Origin of the sequence: Dokdonella sp., from assembly GCF_035511235.1 — a bacterium.
In the GTDB taxonomy this organism is placed as follows: Bacteria; Pseudomonadota; Gammaproteobacteria; order Xanthomonadales; family Rhodanobacteraceae; genus Dokdonella.
In genome coordinates this window covers 1-22,473 of the sequence record NZ_DATKFQ010000010.1, presented here as the reverse complement: position 1 = coordinate 22,473, position 22,473 = coordinate 1, and the positions used below count along the sequence as shown (strand labels likewise).

The following is a 22,473-nucleotide window of genomic DNA, read 5'->3' as shown; positions in this document are numbered from 1 at the left end:
TCGATGCTGATCTGCGCCGCCGCGCTGCTGCTGGCCGGCTGCGGCGGTGCCGGCGGACCGGCCGAGGAGCACGGCCATGCGCACGAGGAGGGCCACGGCGAGGCCGGGCACGACGACCACGATGCCGAAGGCGCCGAGGGTGCGCACGGCGGTCGCGTGCTCGAATCGCACGGCCGAGCGGTCGAGCTGGCTATCGCCGAGGACGGCGCGCCGCCGCGCTTGCAGGCCTGGCTGTATCGCGACGGCCAGCCGCTGCCGCCGGAGGCAGGCCGCGTCGAGGTCACGCTGACGCGGCTCGGCGGCGCCGTCGAACGTCACCTGCTGAGCGCGCAAGCCGACGGCAGTCTCGGCGGCGCCGGCGTCGTCGCCGAGCCGCATTCGTTCGACGTCCTGATCGAGGCCACGATCGACGGCCAGCCGCTGCGTTTCGCCTACGAGAGCTACGAGGGCCGTACCCGGATCGAGCCGGCGATCGCCGAGGAGGCCGGCATCCGCGTCGCCGCGGTCGGTCCCGGCCTCATCGCCGACGAGCACGAGATGCAGGGCCTGCTGACGCCCGTCGAGGGACGCACCGCGACGATCATGGCGCGCTTTCCCGGGCCGATCCGTCGGCTCGACGCCCAGGTCGGCGACCGCGTCCGCGCCGGACAGCGGCTGGCGACGATCGAGAGCAACCTCAGCCTGACCGACTACGCGGTGACCACGCCGATCGCCGGCACCGTGCTGTCGCGCCAGGCGACCGTCGGCGGCGTCGCCAGCGAGGGCATGGCGCTGTTCGAGATCGCGGACCTGTCGACGATCTGGGTCGACCTGCACGTATTCGGCGCCGATGCGCAGCATCTGCGGCCCGGCGTGCCGGTCACGGTCACGCGGATGAGCGACGGCGTCGCCGCGCCGACCGTGCTCGAGCGGATCCTGCCCGGCACCGCGACGGCGAGCCAGAGCACCGTCGCGCGCGCCAGCCTCGACAATGCCGACGGCCTGTGGCGGCCCGGTTCGGCCGTGCGCGCGCGCATCACCGTCGAGCAGCAGCCGGCCGAGCGCGTCGTGCCGCTGTCGGCGCTGCAGACGTTCCGCGGCGGCGATGCGGTCTTCGTGCGCGTCGGCGACGTCTACGAGGTGCGCCCGGTCGAGCTCGGCAAGCGCGACGACCGCCAGGTCGAGATCCGCGCCGGCGTCGCGACCGGCGACAGCGTCGTCGTCGAGCAGAGCTATCTGGTCAAGGCCGACATCGAGAAGTCGGGAGCCGCCCATGAGCACTGAGGTCCGGCCGCCCGACGGCGTGCTCGAACGCGTCATCGGCTTCGCCGTCGCGCATCGCTGGCTGATGCTGGCGCTGACGCTGGCGCTGGTCGCACTCGGCGTCTGGAGCTTCTCGCGCCTGCCGATCGATGCCACGCCCGACATCACCAACGTGCAGGTGCAGATCAACACCGAGGCGCCCGGCTACTCGCCGCTGGAGGCGGAGCAGCGCGTGACCTATCCGATCGAGACCGCGATGGCCGGCCTGCCGGGCCTGGACTACTCGCGTTCGCTGTCGCGCTACGGGCTGTCGCAGGTGACTGTCGTGTTCGAGGACGGCACCGATCTGTACTTCGCGCGGCAGCAGGTCGGCGAGCGGCTGCGCCAGGCCGCCTCGCAGCTGCCGGCGGGGCTCGATCCGCAGCTCGGGCCGATCGCGACCGGCCTCGGCGAGATCTTCATGTACACGGTCGAGGCTGCGCCCGAGGCGCGCAAGCCCGACGGCACGCCGTGGACCGCGACCGACCTGCGCACGCTGCAGGACTGGGTGATCCGGCCGCAGCTGCGCAACGTGCCGGGCGTCACCGAGGTCAACACGATCGGCGGCTATGCGCGGCAGATCCACATCACGCCCGAGCCGGCCAGGCTGGTCGCGCTCGGCTTCACGCTGCACGACGTCGTCAGCGCGGTGGCCGCCAACAACCAGAACGTCGGTGCCGGCTACATCGAGCGCAACGGCCAGCAGTTCCTGGTGCGGCTGCCCGGGCAGATCGCCGATCTGGACGCGATCGGCGACATCGTGCTGGACCGGCGCGAGGGCGTGCCGATCCGCGTGCGTGACGTCGCCGCGGTCGGCGAGGGGCCCGAGCTGCGCACCGGCGCGGCGACCCAGAACGGCGGCGAGGTCGTGCTCGGCACGGTATTCATGCTGGTCGGCGCGAACAGCCGCGAGGTCGCGCAGGCGGCCGCGGCGCGGCTCGAGCAGGCCAGCGCCAGCCTGCCGGCCGGGGTCGACGCGCATCCGGTCTACGATCGCACCGCCCTGGTCGACCGCACGATCCGCACGGTCTCCAAGAACCTGATCGAAGGCGCGCTGCTGGTGATCGTCGTGCTGTTCGCGCTGCTCGGCAACATCCGCGCGGCGCTGATCACCGCGGCGGTGATCCCGCTGGCGATGCTGTTCACGGTCTCGGGCATGGTGCGCGGCGGCGTCTCGGGCAATCTGATGAGCCTGGGCGCGCTCGATTTCGGCCTGATCGTCGACGGCGCGGTCATCATCATCGAGAACTGCCTGCGCCGCTTCGGCGAGATGCAGCAGCGGCTCGGCCGGGTGATGACCGCGCAGGAGCGTCACGCGCTGACCGCGCAGGCCACCGCCGAGGTGATCCGGCCGAGCCTGTTCGGCCTGGGCATCATCACCGCGGTGTATCTGCCGATCTTTGCGCTCACCGGCATCGAGGGCAAGATGTTCCATCCGATGGCGATCACCGTCGTGCTCGCGCTGAGCGGCGCGATGCTGCTCGCGCTGAGCTTCGTGCCGGCGGCGATCGCGCTGCTGCTCGGCGGCCGCGTCCAGGAGCACGAGAACCGGCTGATGCGCGCCGCGCGGCACGGCTACGCACCGCTGCTGACCGCGTCGCTGCGGCGCGGCGGCTGGGTCGTCGCGGCGGCGGCGCTGCTGGTCCTCGCCTGCGGCTGGCTGGCGACGCGGCTCGGCGCCGAGTTCATCCCGAACCTCGACGAGGGCGACATCGCACTGCACGCGATGCGCATTCCCGGCACCGGCCTCGAGCAGGCGGTGGCGATGCAGACCACGCTCGAGAAGCACATCGTGCGCCTGCCGGAAGTCGAGCGCGTGTTCGGCAAGCTCGGCACCGCCGAGGTCGCGACCGATCCGATGCCGCCGTCGGTCGCCGACACCTTCGTGATGCTCAAGCCGCGCGCGCAGTGGCCCGATCCGCGCAAGCCGCGCGACCGTCTGATCGCCGAGATCGAGGCCGAGGTACGGCGTCTGCCCGGCAACAACTACGAGTTCACGCAGCCGATCCAGATGCGCATGAACGAGCTGATCTCCGGCGTGCGCGCCGACGTCGCGATCAAGGTCTACGGCGACGATCTGGACACCCTGCTCGAGATCGGCCGGCGCATCGAGCGTGTCGCGCAGGGCGTGCCCGGCGCGGCCGACGTCAGGATCGAGCAGGCCAGCGGTCTGCCGATGCTGACGATCACGCCGGACCGCGCCTCGCTGATCCGCTACGGCCTCAATCCGGGCGACGTGCAGGACACGGTCGCGACCGCGATCGGCGGCGAGGTCGCCGGCCAGCTGTTCGAGGGCGATCGCCGCTTCGACATCGTCGTGCGCCTGCCCGAGCCTCTGCGCCAGGACCCGGCCGCACTGGCCGACCTGCCGATCCCGCTCGGCGGCAGCGACGGCGGCGACGAGTCCAGCCGTGCCGGCGGCTTCGCGGTCGGCACGCCGCACACGGTGCCGCTGCGCGAGGTCGCGCGGATCGAGACGCGCGACGGGCCCAACCAGATCAACCGCGAGAACGGCAAGCGCCGCGTCGTCGTCACCGCCAACGTGCGCGGCCGCGACCTCGGCCGCTTCGTCGCCGATCTGCAGCAGGCGGTCGCCGCGCAGGTGGACGTGCCGACCGGCTACTGGATCGGCTACGGCGGCACGTTCGAGCAGCTGATCTCGGCCGGGCAGCGCCTCGCGGTCGTCGTGCCGGTGACCTTGCTGATCATCTTCTCGCTGCTGTTCATGGCGTTCGGCTCGCTGCGCGACGCGGCGATCGTGTTCAGCGGCGTGCCGCTGGCGCTGACCGGCGGTGTCGTCGCGCTGGCGCTGCGCGGCATTCCGCTGTCGATCTCGGCCGGCGTCGGCTTCATCGCGCTGTCCGGCGTCGCCGTGCTCAATGGCTTGGTGATGATCGCGTTCATCAACAAGCTGCGCATGCAGGGACAGGCACTGGACAGCGCGGTGTTCGACGGCGCGCTCGGCCGGCTGCGCCCGGTGCTGATGACGGCCCTGGTCGCCTCGCTCGGCTTCGTGCCGATGGCCTTCAACGTCGGTGCGGGCTCCGAGGTGCAGCGCCCGCTGGCGACCGTCGTGATCGGCGGCATCGTGTCCTCGACGCTGCTGACCCTGCTGGTGCTGCCGGCGCTGTACCGGATGCTGCACCGGCGCGACGCGGCGGCGCCGCTGCCGGCTTGAAGTCATGGATGCGGCCGGCGCCTCGTCCGGTGCCGGCCGCGCATTCTCGCGAGCGGTTTCAGACGATCCCCGGCGTGCGTCGCGTCGATGCGGACCCGCGGCGCCCGTGTCGGAGATGCTGCGGCCTCAGACGATGCGGCCCTCGAGCGTCGCCACGCTATCCAGCGCCGCGACGAAGACGTCGCCGCGCTGCAGCGCGGCGACACCGGCCGGCGTGCCGGTGAAGATCAGGTCGCCGGCACGCAGTTCGTACAGCCGCGACAGCTCGTGGATGACCTCGGCGACGCTGAACACCATGTCGGCGATGTCGCCGTTCTGGCGCAGCGCGCCGCCGACGTGCAGCGTCAGCGCGCCGCGTGCCGGATGGCCGATCGCGGCGGCACGCCGCAGCGCCGAGACCGGCGCGGAATGGTCGAAGCCCTTGGCGACGTCCCAGGGCAGGCCGCCGGCCTTGGCGCGCGCCTGCAGGTCGCGCCGCGTCAGGTCCAGGCCGACGCCGTAGCCGAACACGCAGTCCAGCGCGTCGGCCACGGCGATATCACGGCCGCCGCCGCCGAGCGCGACGACCATCTCGACCTCGTGATGCAGGTCCCCGGTCGCCGGCGGATACGGCACGTCGGCGCCGTCGGTCACGACCGCATCGGCCGGCTTCATGAAGAACACCGGCTGCGAGCGGTCCGCGGTCGCGCCCATCTCGCGTGCGTGGTCGGCGTAGTTGCGGCCGATGCAGTAGATCCGGTGCACCGGGAAGCGCTCGGCTTCGCCGGCGATGGGCACGCTGGCGATCGGCGCTGCGCCGAAGGCAAAGGTCATGGCGTCGGTCGTGGCGTCGGTCATGGCGGACTCTTCCGGGAAAGCGGCGATTGTGCGGCGTGCGCCGCCGGCGCGGAAGCGCCGTTGGCCGCCGCACCGCCGGCCAGCGCGCGGCGAGCGGACTCGAACACGCGGCCCGTCGGCTCGTCGTGTCCCTCGACGCCGAGGAGTGCGCTGCGCAGCGCGACATCGGCCCGGTCGCGCTGGCCGCGTGCGGCGGCGAGCAGGCCGCGCAGCGCATCGAGGCGGTATGCCCACAGTCCATCCGCACCGCCGGCCTCGAGCGCGTCGGTCTTCAACGTCGCCAGGATCGCCTCGGCCGCGTCGAGACGGCCGCTCTCGATGGCCGCCGCAGCGGTGCAGAAGGCGGCGATCTGAGCCTGCGGATTGTCGGCCGAGAGCCGTTCGGCCAGACGCCGCTGCGCCGGCGCCAGGCGCGCATAGGCGCCGGCGGCATCGCCGCTCTCGTAGAGCGCCTGGCCCCAGTTGGCGAGCGTCGCGTCGCTGATGTTGTGGTCCTCGCCGAACTTGGCGCGGAAGCCTTCGTGCACGCGCTGCGCATAGTCGAGCGCGGCCGGCCAGTCCTGACGGCGCATCGCGATGTCGAACAGGTCGCTCTGCACCATCAGATTGCGCGTGTGCTCGGGGCCGAGCAGGGCGACGATCGTCTTCTGCGCCTCGAGCAGCTGGTTCCGTGCGGTGTCGAAGTCGCCCTCGAGCGACCAGGCGCGCGCGACCGCCGCGCGCGTGAACGCGATCGCCAGTCCGTTTTCGTCGCCGCGGCCGCGCATCTCGGCGATCAGCGCCTCGCCTTCGCGGCGCGCCTCGTCGAGCTGGCGGGTCTGGGTCAGGGCGCCGATCAGGTCCATGCGCAGCGAATCGCGCAGGATCCGGTTGTGCGGCTCGAGTTCGGCCAGTACCGGAATCGCCTTGCGGTACTCGGGCAGCGCCTTGGCGTAGTCGCCGCGGTTCATGTGGTAGACCGCCCAGGCATGGGCGTGCAGGTAGGCCGCATACGGCTCGGTCGAGCCGGCCAGCAGACGGTCGAAGGTCTGCAGCTCGCGCAGGCATTCGTCGAACTTGGCGGTGCGCGTCAGCAGGCGGATCAGCGCGCCGCGCGCCTTCAGCGCATCGAGGCTGGCCGCGCCTTCCTCGCGTTCGTACAGCGCCAGCGCGCGGCGCGCCTCGTCCTCGGCGTCGGGCAGGCGCTCGATCGTGTTGAACAGCGCGCTCAGGCTGCTGCGGATCGAGGCCTCGACCAGCGGCTGTTCGGCGAAGCGGCCGGCGATGCGGTCGCGCGCGCCGATCAGCACGTCCTGCAGCGTCGCCCCCTGGCCCTTGGCGACGACCAGCGGATTGGCGCGGCTGATCAGGTCCTCGTTGAGGAAGCGGTTGATCGCGACCGCCGAGGCCAGTTCGCGCTGGGCCTGGTCGCGTGCCTGCACGGCGGCGCGGTACAGCGCCAGCGCGCTGACGACGCCGGCGACCAGCACCGCGACCAGCGCGATCAGATACGGACGCCGCGCCCGGCTGCGCGCCAGCGCCTCGCGCTCGCGTGCGGCCTCGGCCTCCGCTTCGCGGCTGCGACGGAGCGCGGCGTGCCGGGCCGGCAGCGCGCGCAGCCGGGCGGCCAGCTCCGCAGCGCTGCCGATGCGCTGCGCCGGATCGCCGTGCGTGGCCTGCGCGATGTCCTCGCGCAGCAGCGGATCGTCGACGTCCTGCTCCCAGCCCGACGCCATCGGCTTGGCGATCTGGCCGGCGATCAGCTGATACAGCATCACGCCGAGCGCGTAGACGTCGCTGCGCACGGTCGAGGCGTGTCCTGCGAACACCTCCGGCGCCAGATACAGCGGCGTGCCGGACGAGGAGTCGGCGGCCAGATGCTGCGTCGCCGACAGGCCGAAGCGGGTGATGCCGAGCTCGTCGATGCGATCCGGATCGAGCATGCGGCCGCTGCCGAAGTCGGTCAGGCGCACGCGGCGCCGGTCGCCGTCGGTCTCGACCAGCACGTTGGCGGGCTTGAGGTCCTTGTGCAGCACGCCGACCGCGTGCGCGGCGGCGACCGCGTCGGCGACGTCGAGAAACAGCGCGAGCCGCTCGTCCGTGGGCAGCGCCGCCAGCGCGTGCTCGGCCCAGGCCTGCAGGCTCTCGCCGCCGTAGCCGCACTCGAGGAAGAACGGCGTGCTCTCGAAGTTCCAGTCGATCAGATCGACGAACGGACGCGGGCCTTCCAGGCTCTCCTGCAGCACGCGCGCCAGCGTCGCCTCGCGCTTGAGCGCCTTGAGCCGGTCGTCGCCGACCGCGAACTTGTAGACGCGCCGCTCGTGCGTCTTGGCGTGCTCGGCCAGCCAGACCTCGCTGTCGTGATGGCCGCCGAGCTGGCGGCGCAGGATGAAGTTCTCGCGGCCCGGCACCGGCTGGCCGGCGCGCAGCGCGAGCGGATTGGGCAGCGTGCGGCCGATCGCAACGCGCTCGATCAGTCCGCTCAGGCGGTAGCCGATCCGGGCCTGCGTCGTCAGCAGCTCGGCATTGGCCTCGCCGAGCGCGCGCCGCAGCTTGGCGATCGCGTTCGGCAGCACCTTGTCGACGGTGACGCGTCCGGCCCAGACCTCGGCGAACAGTTCTTCCTTGGTGACGACCTCGCCGGCGTGGCGCAGCAGGCAGGCCAGCACCTCCAGCGCGCGCCGCTCGACCTCCACGCGCAGCCCGGCCACGCGCAGCTCGTAGGTCGCCTCGTCGAATTCCGCCGTGCCGAACCGGTAGCGGTAGCAGGTCTGCTCACGCGGGGATGGGGTGTCTTTCATCGTTCTTCCGCCTCATGTCCGAGCCGCGCGCGCAGCCACCCCTGTCTGCGTCGCGCGGCGCACTTTCTCAGTTGAATCATCGATATGTCATCGCAGCGGCATGCCGGATCGATGCCGTTACCGCTTCGTTACCGCGCCGGTGCCGATCCGTGCCGACCCGGCGCGGCACGCTGCCTAGACTGCCGCCGCCTGGTTCGCCGCCGCGGCCGGTGCCGGCCGTGCCGGTCCGATCCGGCCGCCCGCAGCGTCCCGCCCGTTCGCATGACATGGAGTAGCCCCGATGTTCCGTACCCGCCCCACCGCCCTGGTCCTGGCCTGTGCGCTCGCGCTCGGCGCGAGCGCCGCCCACGCCGCACCCGACTGGCGCGTCGTCGCCGCCGATACCGATTCGGGCCTGTCGATTCCGCCGCTGCTGCCGTCGGCGACCGCCTTCGATCTGGAATGGGCCTCGCTGGCCAGCGGCGGCAACGGCGCACTCGGCTTCGCGCGCAACGGCGGCAGCGCCACGCCGTTCTCGCTGTGGGCCGAACGCAACGGCACGCTGACGCCGATCGCCGAGAACATGGCGACCGGCGCGACCGGGCCGGGCCGCAGCGGCGGCGAGGCCGGTCATGTGTTCCGCACGCTGTTCCAGAAGCAGGATTCGAGCGGCCAGGCCCATCGCGTCTTCGGCGCGCGCGCCGGCGAGCCGACCCAGCCGGCCGACGCGGCGACCTATGGCGTCTGGATGTGGAACGGCTCGGCCAATGCCGAGATCGCGCGGCTCAATACCGAAGGTGCGCTCGGCCCCGGCCTCGGCGCCGGCGTCGTGTTCACGAATCTCGGCACGACGACCAGCACCGGCTACCCGCGCGCCCGCGCGCTGCCGGGACAGCGGGTCCTGATCGACGCGACCGTGACCGGCTCGCTGCACGCGGTGATCCTGCATCAGGGAGGGGTCGGCAATCGCGCCTGCTTGCTGGAGGGATCGAGCGAACCCGCCTATGCGCCCGGGATCGGCTCAGCGGTGTTCTACGACAGCGGCAGCTACACGATCGACATGCCGGTGGTCGGTAGCCGTGGCGAGGTTTACGTCGCCGCCGCGTTCCGCGAGAGCGCAACGAACGGCCGCGGCATTTTCTCGCTGTGCCGCGGTGCGCCGCAAGTGCAGGCGCGCGCGGCGGTGACCGGCAGCCTCGGGCCGGGGATGAGCGACACCTCCTACACGTTCAGCGAGTTCGGCGCGATCCGCCCGGCGCATCGCGACGCGTTCTACTTCTGGGCGCGCGTGAGCTCGCCGGCCGGCTCGAGCAACGGCGGCTTTCTGCACGCCGACGGCCAGAACGCGCCGGTCTATCTGTACAACGTCGAGGGCAGCCTCGGCCCGGGCTACAGCGGCTACGTGTTCAACGCGACCGGCGCGCCGACCGAGCTGGCCGCGGCCGGCCGCTACGGCCTGCTGCGCACGACGATCAAGCCGATCGCCGGCACCAGCTCGACCGCCGGCGTCTGGCGCCTGCAGCCGGGCCTGCCGCCGGAGCCGATCGCGATCGTCGGCGACACCGGCAGCTACGCCGCGGCGCCGGGCCGGCCGTGGCGCGAGTTCCACCGCACGCAGGTGCTCGACAGCGGCGAGGTGCTGATCTTCGGCGAGGTCGGCAACCCGAACGAACGCGGCATCTGGCGGCTGCGCCCCGGCGCGGCGCCGGTGCGCGAGCTCGGACCGGGCGATCTGGTCAAGCTGCCGACCGCGACCGGCCTGGAGGATCGGGCGGTGACCTCGGTCACCACGTCCGGCCTGATCGATCAGAACTATCTCGGCGAGGACGGCTGGGCCAGCAGCAACGGCGACGTGCTGGTGCGCGTCAACGTGCAGGGCATCAACACGCTGGCCCAGCTGTACCTGCGCGGCTCGGCCGGCGTGCCCGATTCGCTGCTGGCCGAAGGCTTCGACTGAGGTTTCCCCGTGGTGGTGGGTGCGGCGCGCGGACAGCGGAGGTCCGCGCGCCGCGGCGGTCGCGCGGTCAGCGCGCCGGCGCCATGCGCAGCCAGCGCACCGCCAGCGGCGGAATCAGCAGCAGGCTGACCAGGGTCGAGGACACCAGGCCGCCGAGCAGCACGATCGCCATCGGCCCTTCGATCTCGTGGCCGGCCTCGCGGCTCTGCAGTGCGACCGGCAGCAATGCCAGCGCGGTCAGCAGCGCGGTCAGCAGCACCGGCGTCAGCCGTTCGGCCGCACCGCGCAGGGCGGTCTGCAGCGTCCACGGCGCGCCCTCGGCGTGCACCAGATGGTCGTAGTGCGAGATCAGCAGGATCGTATTGCGCGCGGCCATGCCGAACAGCGCGACGAAGCCGACCATCGCGCCGAGGTTCAGCGTGCCGCCGCTCAGCCACAGCGCGGCGACCCCGCCGATCAGCGTGCTCGGCAGCGCGGCCAGCGTCAGCGCGACGTGGCGCGCGCGGCCGAACGCGAGCGCCAGCAGCAGCACGATCACCACGGCGGCGAATCCGGAGTGCACGATCAGCTCGCGCGCGGCCGCGCGCTGCGCCTCGGCGCTGCCGCCGTAGCGCAGGTAGACGCCGGGCGGCAACGTCACCTGGGCGGCGATCGCCTCGCGCGCACGCGCCGCGAAGCCGACGTGGTCGCCGCCTTCGGGCCGCGCGACGACGATCTGGCGGCGCAATCCGTCTTCGTGGTCGAGCACGCTGCGCGCGCTGACCAGGTCGATCGACGCGAGCTCGCCGAGCATGACGGTCGCGCCGTCGCGTCCGCGCAGCGGCAGGCGCCGCAGCGCGTCCGGTCCGCCGTCGCCGCCGACGATACGCACCACCACCGGCAGGCTGCGGTCCGGCAGCGTCATCTCGGCCGCGACCGTGCCGTGGAACGCGGCCTGGATCGTGCGCAGCACCTCGCCGGCGGCCAGTCCGTGCAGGGTCAGCGCCTCGGTGTCGAGCTGCACGCGCAGCTGCGGCTCGCGCGGCGGCACCACCAGGCGCACGCCGGCCGCATCGGGCAGATCGCCGATCACCTCGGCGATCGCCGCGGCGACGCGGTCGTTCTCGTCGAGGTCGCTGCCGAACACGCCGACCGAGAACGGCGCGCTCTCGCCGGTCAGCGTCTCGCCGATGCGCTCGGCCAGCACCGAATAGACCTCGGCCTGCTGGTTCGGGTAGCGCTCGAACACCGCGCGGATGTCGGCCTCGATCGCCTCGAGCGGACGCGCCGCGGTCGGCTCGATGCGGATCTCGAACTCGCTCTCGTTCGGCGTATCGGTGTCCTGGCCGTTCTCGGCGCGGCCGATCTGCTGGGCGACGCTGCGCACCCCGTCGATCTCGAGCAGACGACCGGACACCTCGCGGCCGACGCGTGCGGTCTCGGCGATCGCGACGCCGGGCCGCAGGCTGCTGTGCGCGATCAGATAGGTCTCGCGGAAGTCCGGCAGCAGCCGCGCGCCGAACAGCGGCAGCAGCGCGACGCCGGCCACGCCGGTCGCGATCAGCAGCACGGCCGGCAGCAACGGGCGCGCCGCGGCGCGCGCGACGATGCCACGCTGCACGGTCTTGCAGCGGTCGAGGAAGCGCGCCTCCGGCGCCGGCGCGTGGTCGCGCATGAACAGCATGCACAGCGCCGGCGTGACCGCCAGCGCGACGATCAGCGACAGCCCGACCGCGAGCAGGAACGCGATCGACAGCGGACCGAAGAACGCGCCCTGCAGGCCGCTCATCGACAGGATCGGCATGAACGCGACCGCGACCGCGGCCGTCGCGTAGAACACCGGCCGGCGCACCTCGAGCGAGGCCGCCGCGAACAGGGCGTCGACGTCGGTGCCGGCGGCCGCCTCGCGGCGCCGGCGCAGGATGTTCTCGACATCGATCACCGCATCGTCGACGACCACGCCGAGCGCGACGACCAGGCCGCCGAGCGTCATCGTGTTGAGGCTGAAGCCCCAGGCCGACAGCAGCCAGACCGCGGCGAGCAGCGCCAGCGGGATCGCGCTGAACGAGATCAGCGCGCCGCGCCAGTCGCGCAGCATCACCAGCAGCAGCGCGACCACCAGCGCGGCGCCGATGAACAGCGAGCGGCGCATCTTCTCGATCGCGTGCTCGACGAAACTGGCCGGCCGCAGCAGCGCCGGATGATAGGTGACGCCCTGCGCCGCCAGCGCCGGTGCCAGCGCGTCGAGCCGCGCCTCGAGCGCGCGCGTCGCCTCCAGCGTATTCGCGCCGAACTGCGAGGAGGTCTCGACGAGGATGCCCGGCTTGCCGGCGATCGTCGCGTCGCCGAACAGCGGCTGCGCGCCGTCGACGACGGTCGCCACGTCGCCGAGCCGCCGCGGCACGCCGTCGGCGACGTCGACGATCGCCGCTGCCAGCGCGGCGGCATCGGTCGCGGTCGGCTCGAGCTGGACCACCAGCCGCTGCAACGCGGTCTCGACGTAGCCGGCGCCGGCCGGCGCGGTCGCCGCCGCGATCGCCTCGACCACCGCGTCGAGTCCGAGCCCGGCCGCGGCCAGGCGCAGCGGGTCGATCTCCACGCGGCGTTCGCGCGCCTGGCCGCCGAACAGCTGCACATGCGCGACGCCGGGCACCGCCAGGATCTGCGGCTTGACCGACCACTGCACCAGATCGCGCAGCGCGAGCGGATCGAGCGTGTCGCTGGTGTAGCCGAAGTGCAGCAGGTACTCCATCGACGAGGACAGCGGCGAGAGCTGCGGCGCGCGCACGCCGTCGGGCAGCAGGCCGGCGGCCTCGGACAGCCGTTCGATCACGGCCTGGCGCTGACGGTGCGGATCGCTGCCGCGGTGGAAGATCACGCGGATCGCGGCCAGGCCCTGCACCGAGCTCGAGCGGATCGTCGCGACGTTCTCGGTGCCGGCCAGCAGCGACTCCACCGGCCGCGTCACCTGCGCCTCCACCTGCGGCGCCGACAGGCCCGGCGCCTCGATCTGCACCAGCACGAACGGCGGCGCGAAATCCGGGAACACGTCGAAGCGCGCGCGCGCCAGCGCGAACGCACCGGCCAGCGTGACCAGCAGCGCCAGCGCCGCGACGATGCGCGGATGGGCCAGCGAGGCGCGGACGAGGGCAGCGAGCATGCGTCAGTCGTCGTCGTCGGTCACCGGACCGCCCTGCATCGACCAGAGCAGGCCGAGGCCGTGCACGACGATGCGGTCGTCGGCGTCGACGCCGCGCACCAGATAGGCCTCGCCGGCCGGCATCAGCAGCTCGACCGCGCGCCGCCGGTAGCGGCGGTCGGCCGCGCCGGCGGCGTCCTCCTCGCAGTAGACGTGCGCGCCGTGCTCGTCGTACAGCAGGGCCGCCTGCGGCAGCAGAAAGCCGGCGAGCGGTTCGCCGTCGAGGGTGACCGCCAGCGGGACGCCGGCACCGAGGCCGTCGAGCGCGAGTTCCAGCAGCAGCGCCGGCAGCGCGGTCTGGCCGTTGCGCAGCGCGCCGAGCAGCTGCGCCGCGTGCTCGACGCCGTCGACGCGCACCTGAGCGCGCTCGGGCAGGACGGCCAGACGCTGCCGGCCCGGCAGGTCGGCGCGGACCAGCACGCTGCGTCCGTCGCGCAGACGCGCCAGCAGCGCCTGCCGCGCGGTCTCATCGAGGCGGGCCAGCGGCGTCCATTGCGCGACGAGCGCCGCATCGGCGACGGCGCGTGCCGCCTGTGCGGCCGCGAGCTCGGCCTCGGCCGCCTCGACGCGGCGCAGCGCGGCGGCGGCGCCGTCGGCGTGCAGGCCGCGCAGCCGGTCGCGTTCCAGCCGCGCCGCGCGTTCGGCCGCGCGCTGGCCGTCGGCCGCCGCGAATGCGGCGATCGGCTGCGCCGAATCGAGCACGCGTCCGTAGGCCGCGATCCGCCGCGGCGGCGCGGCCGCGACCGGGGCCGCGACGCGCAGGCCGATCGCCTCGACCTGGGCCGGCGTCAGCCTCAGGGCATCGCCGCCGTCGTCGTCGTCGTCCGCGGCCGGCGCCGCGGCCAGGCAGGTCGTCGCGAGCAGCCAGGCTGCGATCGTGGTGCGGATCGCGCGGATTGCGCTCATGGGTCTCATCGCGGGGCTCCGGCAGGCGAGGCGAGGGTGGTTTCGGGGCCCGACAGCGGCGCATGCAGCGCGTCCTCGAGCGCGAGGCGTGCGCTCTGTAGCGCGATCTGCCGGTCGAGCACGGCCAGCGCGGTCTCGGCGGCCTCGATCCCGGCGGCGAGTGCTTCGCTGCGGTCGATCGCACCGAGCTCGAGCGCACGGCCGGCGCGGCGCTGCCGGTCGGCCGCCGCCGCGGCGCGCCGCTCGGCCGCGGCCAGCGCATCGGCCGCCAGCGTCTCGGCGGCCCGTGCCGCATCGATGCGCGCATGGATCGCGGCCTGCAGCGCGACCAGGCGCGCGCCGGCCACCTCACGCGCGCCGGACGCGTCGGCGATCTCGCCGCGGTTGCGGTCGAACAGCGGCAGCTGCATTCCGAGCGCGAGCGGCAGCTTGACGATGCCGTGATCCCACTCGTAGCCCGGCGACAGCACCCACTGCGGATACTGCCGCGCAATCGCGCGCTGCAGCCTCCGCTCGGCCGCGTCGTACGCGGCGATCAGCGCGGTCAGATCGGCGCGCGCCAGCAGCGCCTGCTCGCGCCGCGCCGCCAGCAGGTCCGGCGCCAGCGGCGGCGGCCGTCCCCAGTCGGGCCAGTCGACCGCCAGCGCGTCGGCCGCTGCGGCCGGCAGGCCGAGCGCTTCGGCGAACGCGGCCTGCGCCTCGGCCAGCGCGGTCATCGCATCGGCCTGTGCGGCGGCCGCGTGCAGGGCCGCCTCGCGTGCCGGCAGCGCGTCCGCGGCCGCGTCCTCGCCGGCCGCGACGCGCCGGTCCATCTGGTCGGCGCGCCGCTGCTGCAGCGCGGCCAGCCGCTCCAACTGCGACGCGCGGCGCCGGCCGGCCTCGCGCGCCGCCAGCGCGGTCGCCACGCGCTGGCGCAGCTGCCAGGTCTGTGCGAGCAGATCGGCCCGTGCGGCCTGCACCTCGGCATCGGCGATCGCCTGGTCGAGGCGGCGCCGGGCCGGCGAGGGCAGCGTCAGGTCGAGGCCGAGACCGTACAGCCACGGCTGCCGTTCGCGGCGCGCGTACTCGGTCTGCACCGACAGTCCCGGATCGGCCGGCAGGCCGGCAACGGCAGCGCGCCCGACCGCGGCGGCGTATTCGGCGCGGGCGACGCCGAGCGCGTCGTTGGCGGCGATCGCCAGCGCGAGTACCGATGCGCGGTCCCAGCGCGCTGGCGGCCAGTCGATCGCGAGTGCCGGAAACAGGGTCGCCACCCGTTCGCGCAGCGCAGCATCGCCGGGCGTACGTGCCTCGAACGCGGCCAGCGTCGCGGCCGGCGGCAGCGGTGCCGGCGCGTAATGCGCGCAGCCGCCGGCGACGGCAGCGACGAATGCCGCCACGGCTGTTGCGGGCGCCATGCTGCAAAGCAGCATATACCGCGCCCGCCATCGACCGTTGCGAACCGCGAGGTCCACGCGATCTCCCTCCCCGTTGGTCGAGGAGATCATGGTCTCCCCGATCCGATCGTCGGCTGCGCGGCCGTTGCCGCACCCGGGAAGTTTTCCCTGTGCGATGCGGAATGTCCATGCCCGCTCGCACATACGGCCAGGATCGGCGGGCGCCGCGGCGGCGCGCTCCGGCCGGCCTGCGGCGTGGTCAGGCCGGTGTAGGAGTTTGCGGACCTGGGTGGAAGGGCAGCGGACTGGCGATCCGGCTCGCCCGGAAGGCGGCCCTCGCGCGCGATCGGGCGCCGCTGCGTTGCCGCCGTGTCCGGGCGGATCCCGCCGCGCGTCGCCGGGATCTGCCGCGCCGCCTGCCTATCGAGCGCCCGGAGATGCGATCGGCCGCGCCGGACCGGCCGCGCTCCCGGCGGCGCGCGAGCGCCGCGTCAGAGCGCGTCCTGTGTGCGCGATCCGGCGCTCAGCCGCGGCCGCGCAGGCGCTCCCACCACGACGGCTTGCGGTTGGTCGCGGCAATGCCACGGCTCAGGAAGTACGGTGTGTAGTGCGCGTCGGACTCCATGATGTGGATCGTCAGCCACTTCTTGAGGAAGTGCAGCAGCTCGAACGTGATCGGCTTGCGTTCGACGACGACGCGGTGGCGCAGCCTCAGCACCTCCTCGACCAGCTTGTCGTGACTGTCCTTGTGGCTTTCGTAGTCCGGATAGTCGAACAGGCGCATCAGGCTCTCCTCGACCGCGAAGTGGATGCGCGTGTAGTCGATCAGCTTCTCGAGGATCTGCGGCGCCTCCTGCGCGCCGTGATGGGCGAGCGTCGCGGCGTTGAGGTCGTTCAGCAGGTCGACCAGCACGCGGTGCTGGTTGTCGATCTCCTCGATGCCGACGCTGAGTTCCGGACCCCAGCGGATCAGCTCGTTGGTCTGCGCGAGCACGTGCATGGGCGGTCTCCTGCGATGCGGGAGCGCAGCCTAGTCGGCCGCGCCGCGGCATCGCTTGACCGGCGTCAAGCACCGATGCGAGGTAGGTTGCGGCGCGTCGCCGCAGCCGCGCCTCAGGCCGGACGCAGCGCCTTGCGCCGGACCAGCTTGAGCCCGGACCAGACCGCGTCGATCGCGCAGACCTTGACGTCGACCAGGCCGAGCGGCAGCGCCACGGCGCGGATCGTGGCCTCGCTGACGTCGGTCGGCACGCGCGCGCTGCGCTTGGGCCAGGATACCCAGATCGCGCCGGCCGGCGGCAGGCGCGGATCGAGCGCGGCCAGCGCCTGCCTCAGCTCCGCGGACGAGGTCACGAACACGTGCGCCAGGTCGAACGCCGCGCGCGGGCCGACCGGATCGAGCGTGCCGGGCGCCATCCCGGTCAGCGCCGCGTAGTCGGCCGCCGGCAGTCCGCGAAGATGAACGCGCAGCGCCGGCGTCAGGCCCAGCTTCTGCCATGGCGGCTTGCCGGAATAGCCCTCGGTACCTGACATGCATCACCCCGGCGTCATGAAAGAGATGCCTTGCGGCACCTCTGTCGCATCGACAGTCTATGGCAGACTCGCCGGCCGGATGGGGCGTGTGGAAGGGGACATGAGCAATACCAGCGATCTTCTGAACCAGCTGCGCATCGATCGCACCACGCCCGAGCCGGCGTCGAAGGCGCCGTGGATCGTCGCCGCCGTGGTCGTGCTGCTGGCCGCGGCCGGCGCCGGTGCATGGTGGCTGTTCGGGCGCGCGCAGCCGGTCGCCGTCGAGGCCGCCGTCGCGGTCGCGCCGGTCGCCAGCGGCGAAGGCGCCACCGCCGTGCTGCAGGCCACCGGCTACGTGACCGCGCGCCGTCAGGCGACCGTGTCGGCGCAGATCACCGGCACGCTGACCGAGGTGCTGATCGAGGAAGGCGAGCGCGTCGAGGCCGGCCAGGTGCTGGCACGGCTCGAGGACACCGCGCAGCAGGCCGGACTCGGCCAGGCCAGGGCGCAGCTCGCGCAGGCGCGCGCGCAGATCGGCCAGTACCAGGCCGAGCTCGCCCAGGCGCGGCGCGATCTGAAACGCCAGACCGAGCTGGTCGGCCGCAAGCTGGTCTCGCAGCAGGCCGAGGAGACCGCGCGCACGCGCACCGAGACGCTGCAGGCGCAGCTGCTCGCGCAGCAGCGCTATGCCGACCTCGCCGAGGCGCAGCTGCGCAGCGCGCAGGTGCAGCTGGACTACACGACCGTGCGTGCGCCGTTCGGCGGCATCGTGATCGCCAAGGCGGCCCAGGTCGGCGAGATCGTCTCGCCGCTGTCGGCCGGCGGCGGCTTCACGCGCACCGGCATCGGCACGATCGTCGACATGGACTCGCTCGAGATCGAGGTCGACGTCAACGAGTCCTACATCAACCGCGTCGTCGCCGGTGCGCCGGCCCAGGCCGTGCTCGACGCGTACCAGGACTGGACGATCCCGGCCCACGTGATCGCGATCATCCCGACCGCCGATCGCGGCAAGGCGACCGTCAAGGTACGCGTGGGCCTGCGCCAGAAGGATCCGCGGATCCTGCCGGACATGGGCGCGCGCGTGTCGTTCCTCGAGGAGGCCAAGCCGGCCGCCGCCGCCGCCGAGCCGCCGAAGGGCGTGCTGGTGCCGGCCTCGGCGATCGTCCAGCGCGACGGCCGCAGCCAGGTCTACGTGATCGACGGCGAGCGCGTGCGCGCACAATCGGTGACGCCGGGCCAGAGCTATGCGGACCTGCGCCTGGTCGAAGGGCTGCCGGTCGGCACGCGCGTGGTCCGCGCGCCGCCGCCGGCCCTCGTCGACGGCGCACGCGTCGACACGACGGCACCGCAGTAAGGCAGGACGGCGAATCGGAGCCTTCGCGACGAAGGCGTTGGGATGCGACACCACCTTCGGCCCGCAGCGGCCGGTTTCGAGACGAGGTACGAGCGATGAGCACACTGGTCGAAATCCGCGACGTCAGCAAGGTCTACGAGCGCGGCAAGCAGAAGGTCGAAGTGCTGCACCATATCGACCTCGACATCGCCGCCGGCGACTTCCTCGCACTGATGGGACCGTCCGGCTCCGGCAAGACCACGCTGCTGAACCTGATCGGCGGACTCGACTCGCCGAGCGGCGGCAGCATCTCGGTCGGCGGCCAGCGCATCGACACGCTCGGCGGCGGCGCGCTCGCCAAATGGCGCGCCGGCCACGTCGGCTTCATCTTCCAGTTCTACAACCTGCTGCCGATGCTGACCGCGCAGAAGAACGTCGAAGTGCCGCTGCTGCTGACCAAGCTCTCGGCCGCCGAGCGCCGCCGCAACGCGTCGATCGCGCTGCAGCTGGTCGGCCTGGCCGACCGCGCCGGCCACAAGCCCAACGAGCTGTCGGGCGGCCAGCAGCAGCGCGTCGCGATCGCGCGGGCGATCGTGTCCGATCCGACGCTGCTGGTCTGCGACGAGCCGACCGGCGACCTCGACCGCCAGTCCGCCGAGGACGTGCTCGGCCTGCTGCAGACGCTCAACCGCGAGCACGGCAAGACGATCATCATGGTCACGCACGATCCGAAGGCGGCCGAGTACGCCTCGCACACGCTGCATCTGGATAAGGGCACCCTGGTCGGGACCGGCGTCGCGGCCTGAGCGCCGCGGCCCGTCGCGTCCGCGCGGCCGCAGCTCATCCCGTCCAGCCTGCCCGGTCCCTCGTAGAGGACTTCATGCCATGAAATACCTGCATCTGATCTGGGCGGCGCTGTTCCGCCGCAAGACGCGCACCGTGCTGACGCTGCTGTCGGTGCTCGCGGCGTTTCTGCTGTTCGGCCTGCTCGACGGCGTGCGCGTCGCGTTCAATGCCGGCGGCGAGGCGGCCGGCGTCGACCGCATGATCGTCTCCTCGCGCTTCTCGATCATCCAGGGTCTGCCGCAGAGCCTGATCCCGCGCATCCAGGCCACGCCCGGCGTCAAGAACCTCACCTGGGCCAACTGGTTCGGCGGCTATTACACCGATCCGAAGAACCAGGGCTTCAACATCGCGATCGGCCCGAACTTCTTCGAGGTCTATTCCGACTACGTGATCGCGCCCGAGCAGCGCCAGGCGTTCGAGTCCACGCGCACCGGTGCGCTGATCGGACGCACGTTGGCCAACCGCTTCGGCTGGAAGGTCGGCGACAAGGTGCCGGTCACCGGCGCGATCTATCCGAACAAGGCGACCGGCGAGACCAGCTGGACCTTCGACGTCGTTGGCATCTACGAGGCGCGCGACCCGAAGCAGCGCGGCATCGAGCAGCAGCTGCTGTTCCGCTGGGACTACTTCGACGAGGCCAACGCCTACAACGCGCACGAGGTCGGCTGGATCACGATCCGGGTCACCGACCCGAACCAGTCCAGCGAGATCGCGCGCGCGATCGACGCGATCTCGGCCAACTCCGATCACGAGACCAAGACGCAGACCGAGCAGGCGTTCAACCTCTCGTTCGCCAAGCAGCTCGGCGACATCGGCCTGATCGTCAGCGCGATCATGGGCGCGGTGTTCTTCACGCTGCTGCTGCTGACCGGCAACACGATGGCGCAGGCCGTACGCGAGCGCATTCCGGAACTGGCGACGCTGAAGACGATCGGCTTCTCCGATCGCACCGTGCTCGGCCTGGTCTTCGGCGAGGCGGTGCTGCTGATCGTGCTCGGCGGCGTGCTCGGCCTCGGTATCGCCGCCGCATTGATGCCGATCGTCAGCGCCGCCAGCGGCGGTGCGGTGCAGCTGCCCGCGGTCGGTGCGGCCACCTGGACGATCGGCCTGATCGTGATGGTGCTGATCGGCGTGCTGGTCGGCGCCTTGCCGGCGCTGCGCGCGATGCGGCTGAAGATCGTCGATGCGCTGGCCGGACGCTGAGGAGAAGACGCCATGAAATCGTTCTTGCGGGGACTCGCCACGCTCGCGCTGATGCTGCTCTCGCTGTTCGCGTGGATCATGCTGCCGGGCTGGCTGCTCGGCGCGCTGTTCGTCGTGCTGCTGCTGTGGATGGCGTTCACGCGCGGCGGCCGCCAGGCCGCCGCGGTGACCTGGATCGGCGTCTCGACGCTGGCGCAGCGGCTCGGCGCCTCGTCGGTGATCGTCGTCGGCATCGCCGGCGTCGTCGGCGTGCTGGTCGCGCTGCTGGCGATGGGCGACGGTCTGCAGAAGACGCTGCGCAGCACCGGCGACACCGAGACCGCGATCATCCTGCGCGGCGGCGCGACCGCCGAGCTCAGCTCCGGCCTGTCGCGCGAGGACGCCACGCTGATCGCGCAGATGCCGGGCATCCTGCGCGATGCCGACGGCAAGCCGATCGTCTCGCCGGAGCTGGTCGTCGTCGCCAACCTGCCGAAGAAGTCGACCGGCACCGACGCCAACGTCGAGGTGCGCGGCATCGGTCCGCAGGCCTGGGCGCTGCGTCCCAACGTCAAGATCGTCGAAGGCCGCGCGTTCACGCCGGGCCTGCGCGAGATGATCGTCGGCCGCGGCGCGCGCGCTCAGTTCGAGGGTCTGGAACCCGGCGCGACGATCAATCTCAACAACCAGCAGTGGAGCGTGGTCGGCGTGTTCGAATCCGGCGACGCGCACGAGTCCGAACTGCTCGGCGACGTCGATACGGTGTCCTCGGCGTACCGGCGCAGCGGCTACCAGTCGGCGACCGTGCGGCTGACCGCGCCCGAGGCGCTGGACACGTTCAAGGCTGCGCTGGCGGCCGATCCGCGCCTGAAGGTCGACGCCAAGACCACGCTCGACTACTACACCGCGCAATCCGAGCAGCTGACCAAGACGATCCGGATCGTCGGCATCGCGATCGCCGCGATCATGGCGATCGGCGCGATGTTCGGCGCGCTCAACACGATGTACGCCGCGGTCGCGACGCGCGCGCGCGAGATCGCCACGCTGCGCGCGATCGGCTTCCGCTCGCCGCCGGTGCTGATCTCGGTGATGCTCGAGACGATGCTGCTGGCCCTGCTCGGCGGCCTGCTCGGCGCCGGCATCGCCTGGGCGATCTTCGACAACTACACGGTCTCCACGCTCGGCGCGAACTTCAGCCAGGTCGTGTTCCGCTTCGACGTCTCGCCGGCGCTGCTGTGGACCGGCGTCAAGTGGGCGCTGGCGATCGGCTTCATTGGCGGCCTGCTGCCGGCACTGCGCGCGTCGCGCCTGCCGGTGACGACGGCGTTGCGCGAGTCGTGATCGGATGGCGGTGAAGGGCGCGTGCGCCCTTCATGTCGGAGTGCATGGGGCGAGTGATCTTCCCGATCCGATGTCACGCGATAGATGATCCGCATTGATGTGCGGCTTCGGACTGTCCGCTCGCCGATCTGCTTTACCTGGCATGGGCGACGTCTTCACTTCATAACAGGTGGATTCGTGCATCCGCCGTTTCGGGCAACGTAGCGCGGCCTGCGTTGGTGATTTTTCCGGCGGAAACTGCTACTGGCAGTCCGGGGTCATGCGTGCCGAGCCATGCTGTCGTCTCGTGAGCAATTCTTACTCCATCGATGATGAGCGAGGCTGGCCGATATGAGTGAGGCCCTTCAGGGATGCGGGGCTGACGAGTGTACTGTCGCCTGGCTTGGAAGCGCACCGCGGACGGCGCGGGGTCCAAGATGTCAAAGTGTGCTTTTCAGCATGGATGGACAGCGGCCGGATGACCGATAGTCGGCACCTGTCGGGACCACCGGGACGTATCGAGGGAGCAGGTCGCATGAGATTTCTTTCCGTTGGCAGCGGACGATACTTCTTAGTCTCAACTTCCAAGCGCAACACCCAGGAACGGATAGGGTGTCGCCATGGCAAGACAGTATCAGCATCTGAGCGCAGAGGAACGCGCGGCGATCCAGATCGAGCGGAGGAATGGATCATCGCTGCGTGCGATCGCTCGTGGTCTGGATCGGGACGTGTCGACGGTCTCGCGCGAGCTGGCGCGTAACGAGGTAGAGATGGAGCCGGGGAAGCGGGTTCGCTACGAGGCGAA

15 protein-coding genes are annotated in these 22,473 nt (G+C 72.1%); 8 read left to right on the top strand and 7 right to left on the bottom strand.

Annotated elements, in window-relative coordinates:
• Positions 1-3 precede the first annotated feature (3 nt).
• Both VMR06_RS05795 and VMR06_RS05790 read left to right on the top strand, forming a co-directional pair.
• Positions 4-1,263 (top strand): efflux RND transporter periplasmic adaptor subunit, encoded by a 1,260-nt coding sequence (locus tag VMR06_RS05795; RefSeq protein WP_414648071.1) that lies wholly within the window; start codon positions 4-6, stop codon positions 1,261-1,263.
• A complete protein-coding gene (locus tag VMR06_RS05790) occupies positions 1,253-4,459 on the top strand; it encodes an efflux RND transporter permease subunit (protein ID WP_414648070.1) in 3,207 nt (1,068 codons plus the stop codon). Before VMR06_RS05795 ends, VMR06_RS05790 begins: the two co-directional genes overlap by 11 nt.
• A 126-nt stretch (positions 4,460-4,585) precedes the next feature.
• Here VMR06_RS05790 and VMR06_RS05785 read toward each other — a convergent pair whose 3' ends face one another.
• Both VMR06_RS05785 and VMR06_RS05780 read right to left on the bottom strand, forming a co-directional pair.
• Positions 4,586-5,272, bottom strand: a complete 687-nt coding sequence (locus tag VMR06_RS05785) for a fumarylacetoacetate hydrolase family protein (protein WP_325374139.1) — start codon at positions 5,270-5,272, stop codon at positions 4,586-4,588.
• A 20-nt stretch (positions 5,273-5,292) separates the two neighbouring features.
• Positions 5,293-8,076 carry a protein kinase domain-containing protein gene (locus VMR06_RS05780; protein ID WP_325373977.1) on the bottom strand — a complete coding sequence of 928 codons (2,784 nt, stop codon included), beginning with the start codon at positions 8,074-8,076 and terminating at the stop codon, positions 5,293-5,295.
• Between the two features lie 280 nt (positions 8,077-8,356).
• On the opposite strand from VMR06_RS05780, the gene VMR06_RS05775 reads away from it, so the two are divergent.
• Positions 8,357-10,012: a hypothetical protein gene (locus VMR06_RS05775; RefSeq protein ID WP_325373975.1), complete on the top strand. Its 1,656-nt coding sequence runs from the start codon at positions 8,357-8,359 to the stop codon at positions 10,010-10,012.
• 67 nt (positions 10,013-10,079) lie between these two features.
• On the opposite strand, the gene VMR06_RS05770 is transcribed toward VMR06_RS05775, so the two are convergent.
• The 5 genes from VMR06_RS05770 to VMR06_RS05750 all read right to left on the bottom strand — a co-directional run bounded on the left by VMR06_RS05770 (position 10,080) and on the right by VMR06_RS05750 (position 17,005).
• The gene (locus tag VMR06_RS05770) at positions 10,080-13,151 is read right to left on the bottom strand and encodes an efflux RND transporter permease subunit (protein WP_325373973.1); all 3,072 of its coding nucleotides are present in this window, start codon (positions 13,149-13,151) and stop codon (positions 10,080-10,082) included.
• A 3-nt stretch (positions 13,152-13,154) separates the two neighbouring features.
• Positions 13,155-14,096 carry a hypothetical protein gene (locus VMR06_RS05765; protein WP_325373971.1) on the bottom strand — a complete coding sequence of 314 codons (942 nt, stop codon included), beginning with the start codon at positions 14,094-14,096 and terminating at the stop codon, positions 13,155-13,157.
• A 5-nt stretch (positions 14,097-14,101) separates the two neighbouring features.
• Complete coding sequence (locus VMR06_RS05760; protein WP_325373970.1) at positions 14,102-15,475, bottom strand: TolC family protein; 1,374 nt, start codon at positions 15,473-15,475, stop codon at positions 14,102-14,104.
• Positions 15,476-15,995: 520 nt separating this feature from the next.
• Entirely contained in the window at positions 15,996-16,472 is a 477-nt protein-coding gene (locus VMR06_RS05755; protein WP_325373968.1) for a bacteriohemerythrin, read from the bottom strand.
• Between the two features lie 113 nt (positions 16,473-16,585).
• Positions 16,586-17,005, bottom strand: coding sequence for a DUF3052 domain-containing protein (locus VMR06_RS05750; RefSeq protein ID WP_325373966.1), 420 nt, complete (start codon positions 17,003-17,005; stop codon positions 16,586-16,588).
• A gap of 100 nt (positions 17,006-17,105) precedes the next feature.
• Here VMR06_RS05750 and VMR06_RS05745 point away from each other — a divergent pair, with 100 nt between their 5' ends.
• The 5 genes from VMR06_RS05745 to VMR06_RS05725 all read left to right on the top strand — a co-directional run.
• The gene (locus tag VMR06_RS05745; RefSeq protein ID WP_325373964.1) at positions 17,106-18,341 is read left to right on the top strand and encodes an efflux RND transporter periplasmic adaptor subunit; all 1,236 of its coding nucleotides are present in this window, start codon (positions 17,106-17,108) and stop codon (positions 18,339-18,341) included.
• A 95-nt stretch (positions 18,342-18,436) separates the two neighbouring features.
• Positions 18,437-19,126: an ABC transporter ATP-binding protein gene (locus VMR06_RS05740; protein ID WP_325373963.1), complete on the top strand. Its 690-nt coding sequence runs from the start codon at positions 18,437-18,439 to the stop codon at positions 19,124-19,126.
• A gap of 79 nt (positions 19,127-19,205) precedes the next feature.
• Positions 19,206-20,369 carry an ABC transporter permease gene (locus VMR06_RS05735; protein WP_325373961.1) on the top strand — a complete coding sequence of 388 codons (1,164 nt, stop codon included), beginning with the start codon at positions 19,206-19,208 and terminating at the stop codon, positions 20,367-20,369.
• A gap of 12 nt (positions 20,370-20,381) precedes the next feature.
• Positions 20,382-21,689: an ABC transporter permease gene (locus VMR06_RS05730; RefSeq protein ID WP_325373959.1), complete on the top strand. Its 1,308-nt coding sequence runs from the start codon at positions 20,382-20,384 to the stop codon at positions 21,687-21,689.
• Between the two features lie 599 nt (positions 21,690-22,288).
• On the top strand, positions 22,289-22,473 hold a 185-nt coding region (locus tag VMR06_RS05725; RefSeq protein WP_325373957.1), incomplete at its 3' end, for a helix-turn-helix domain-containing protein.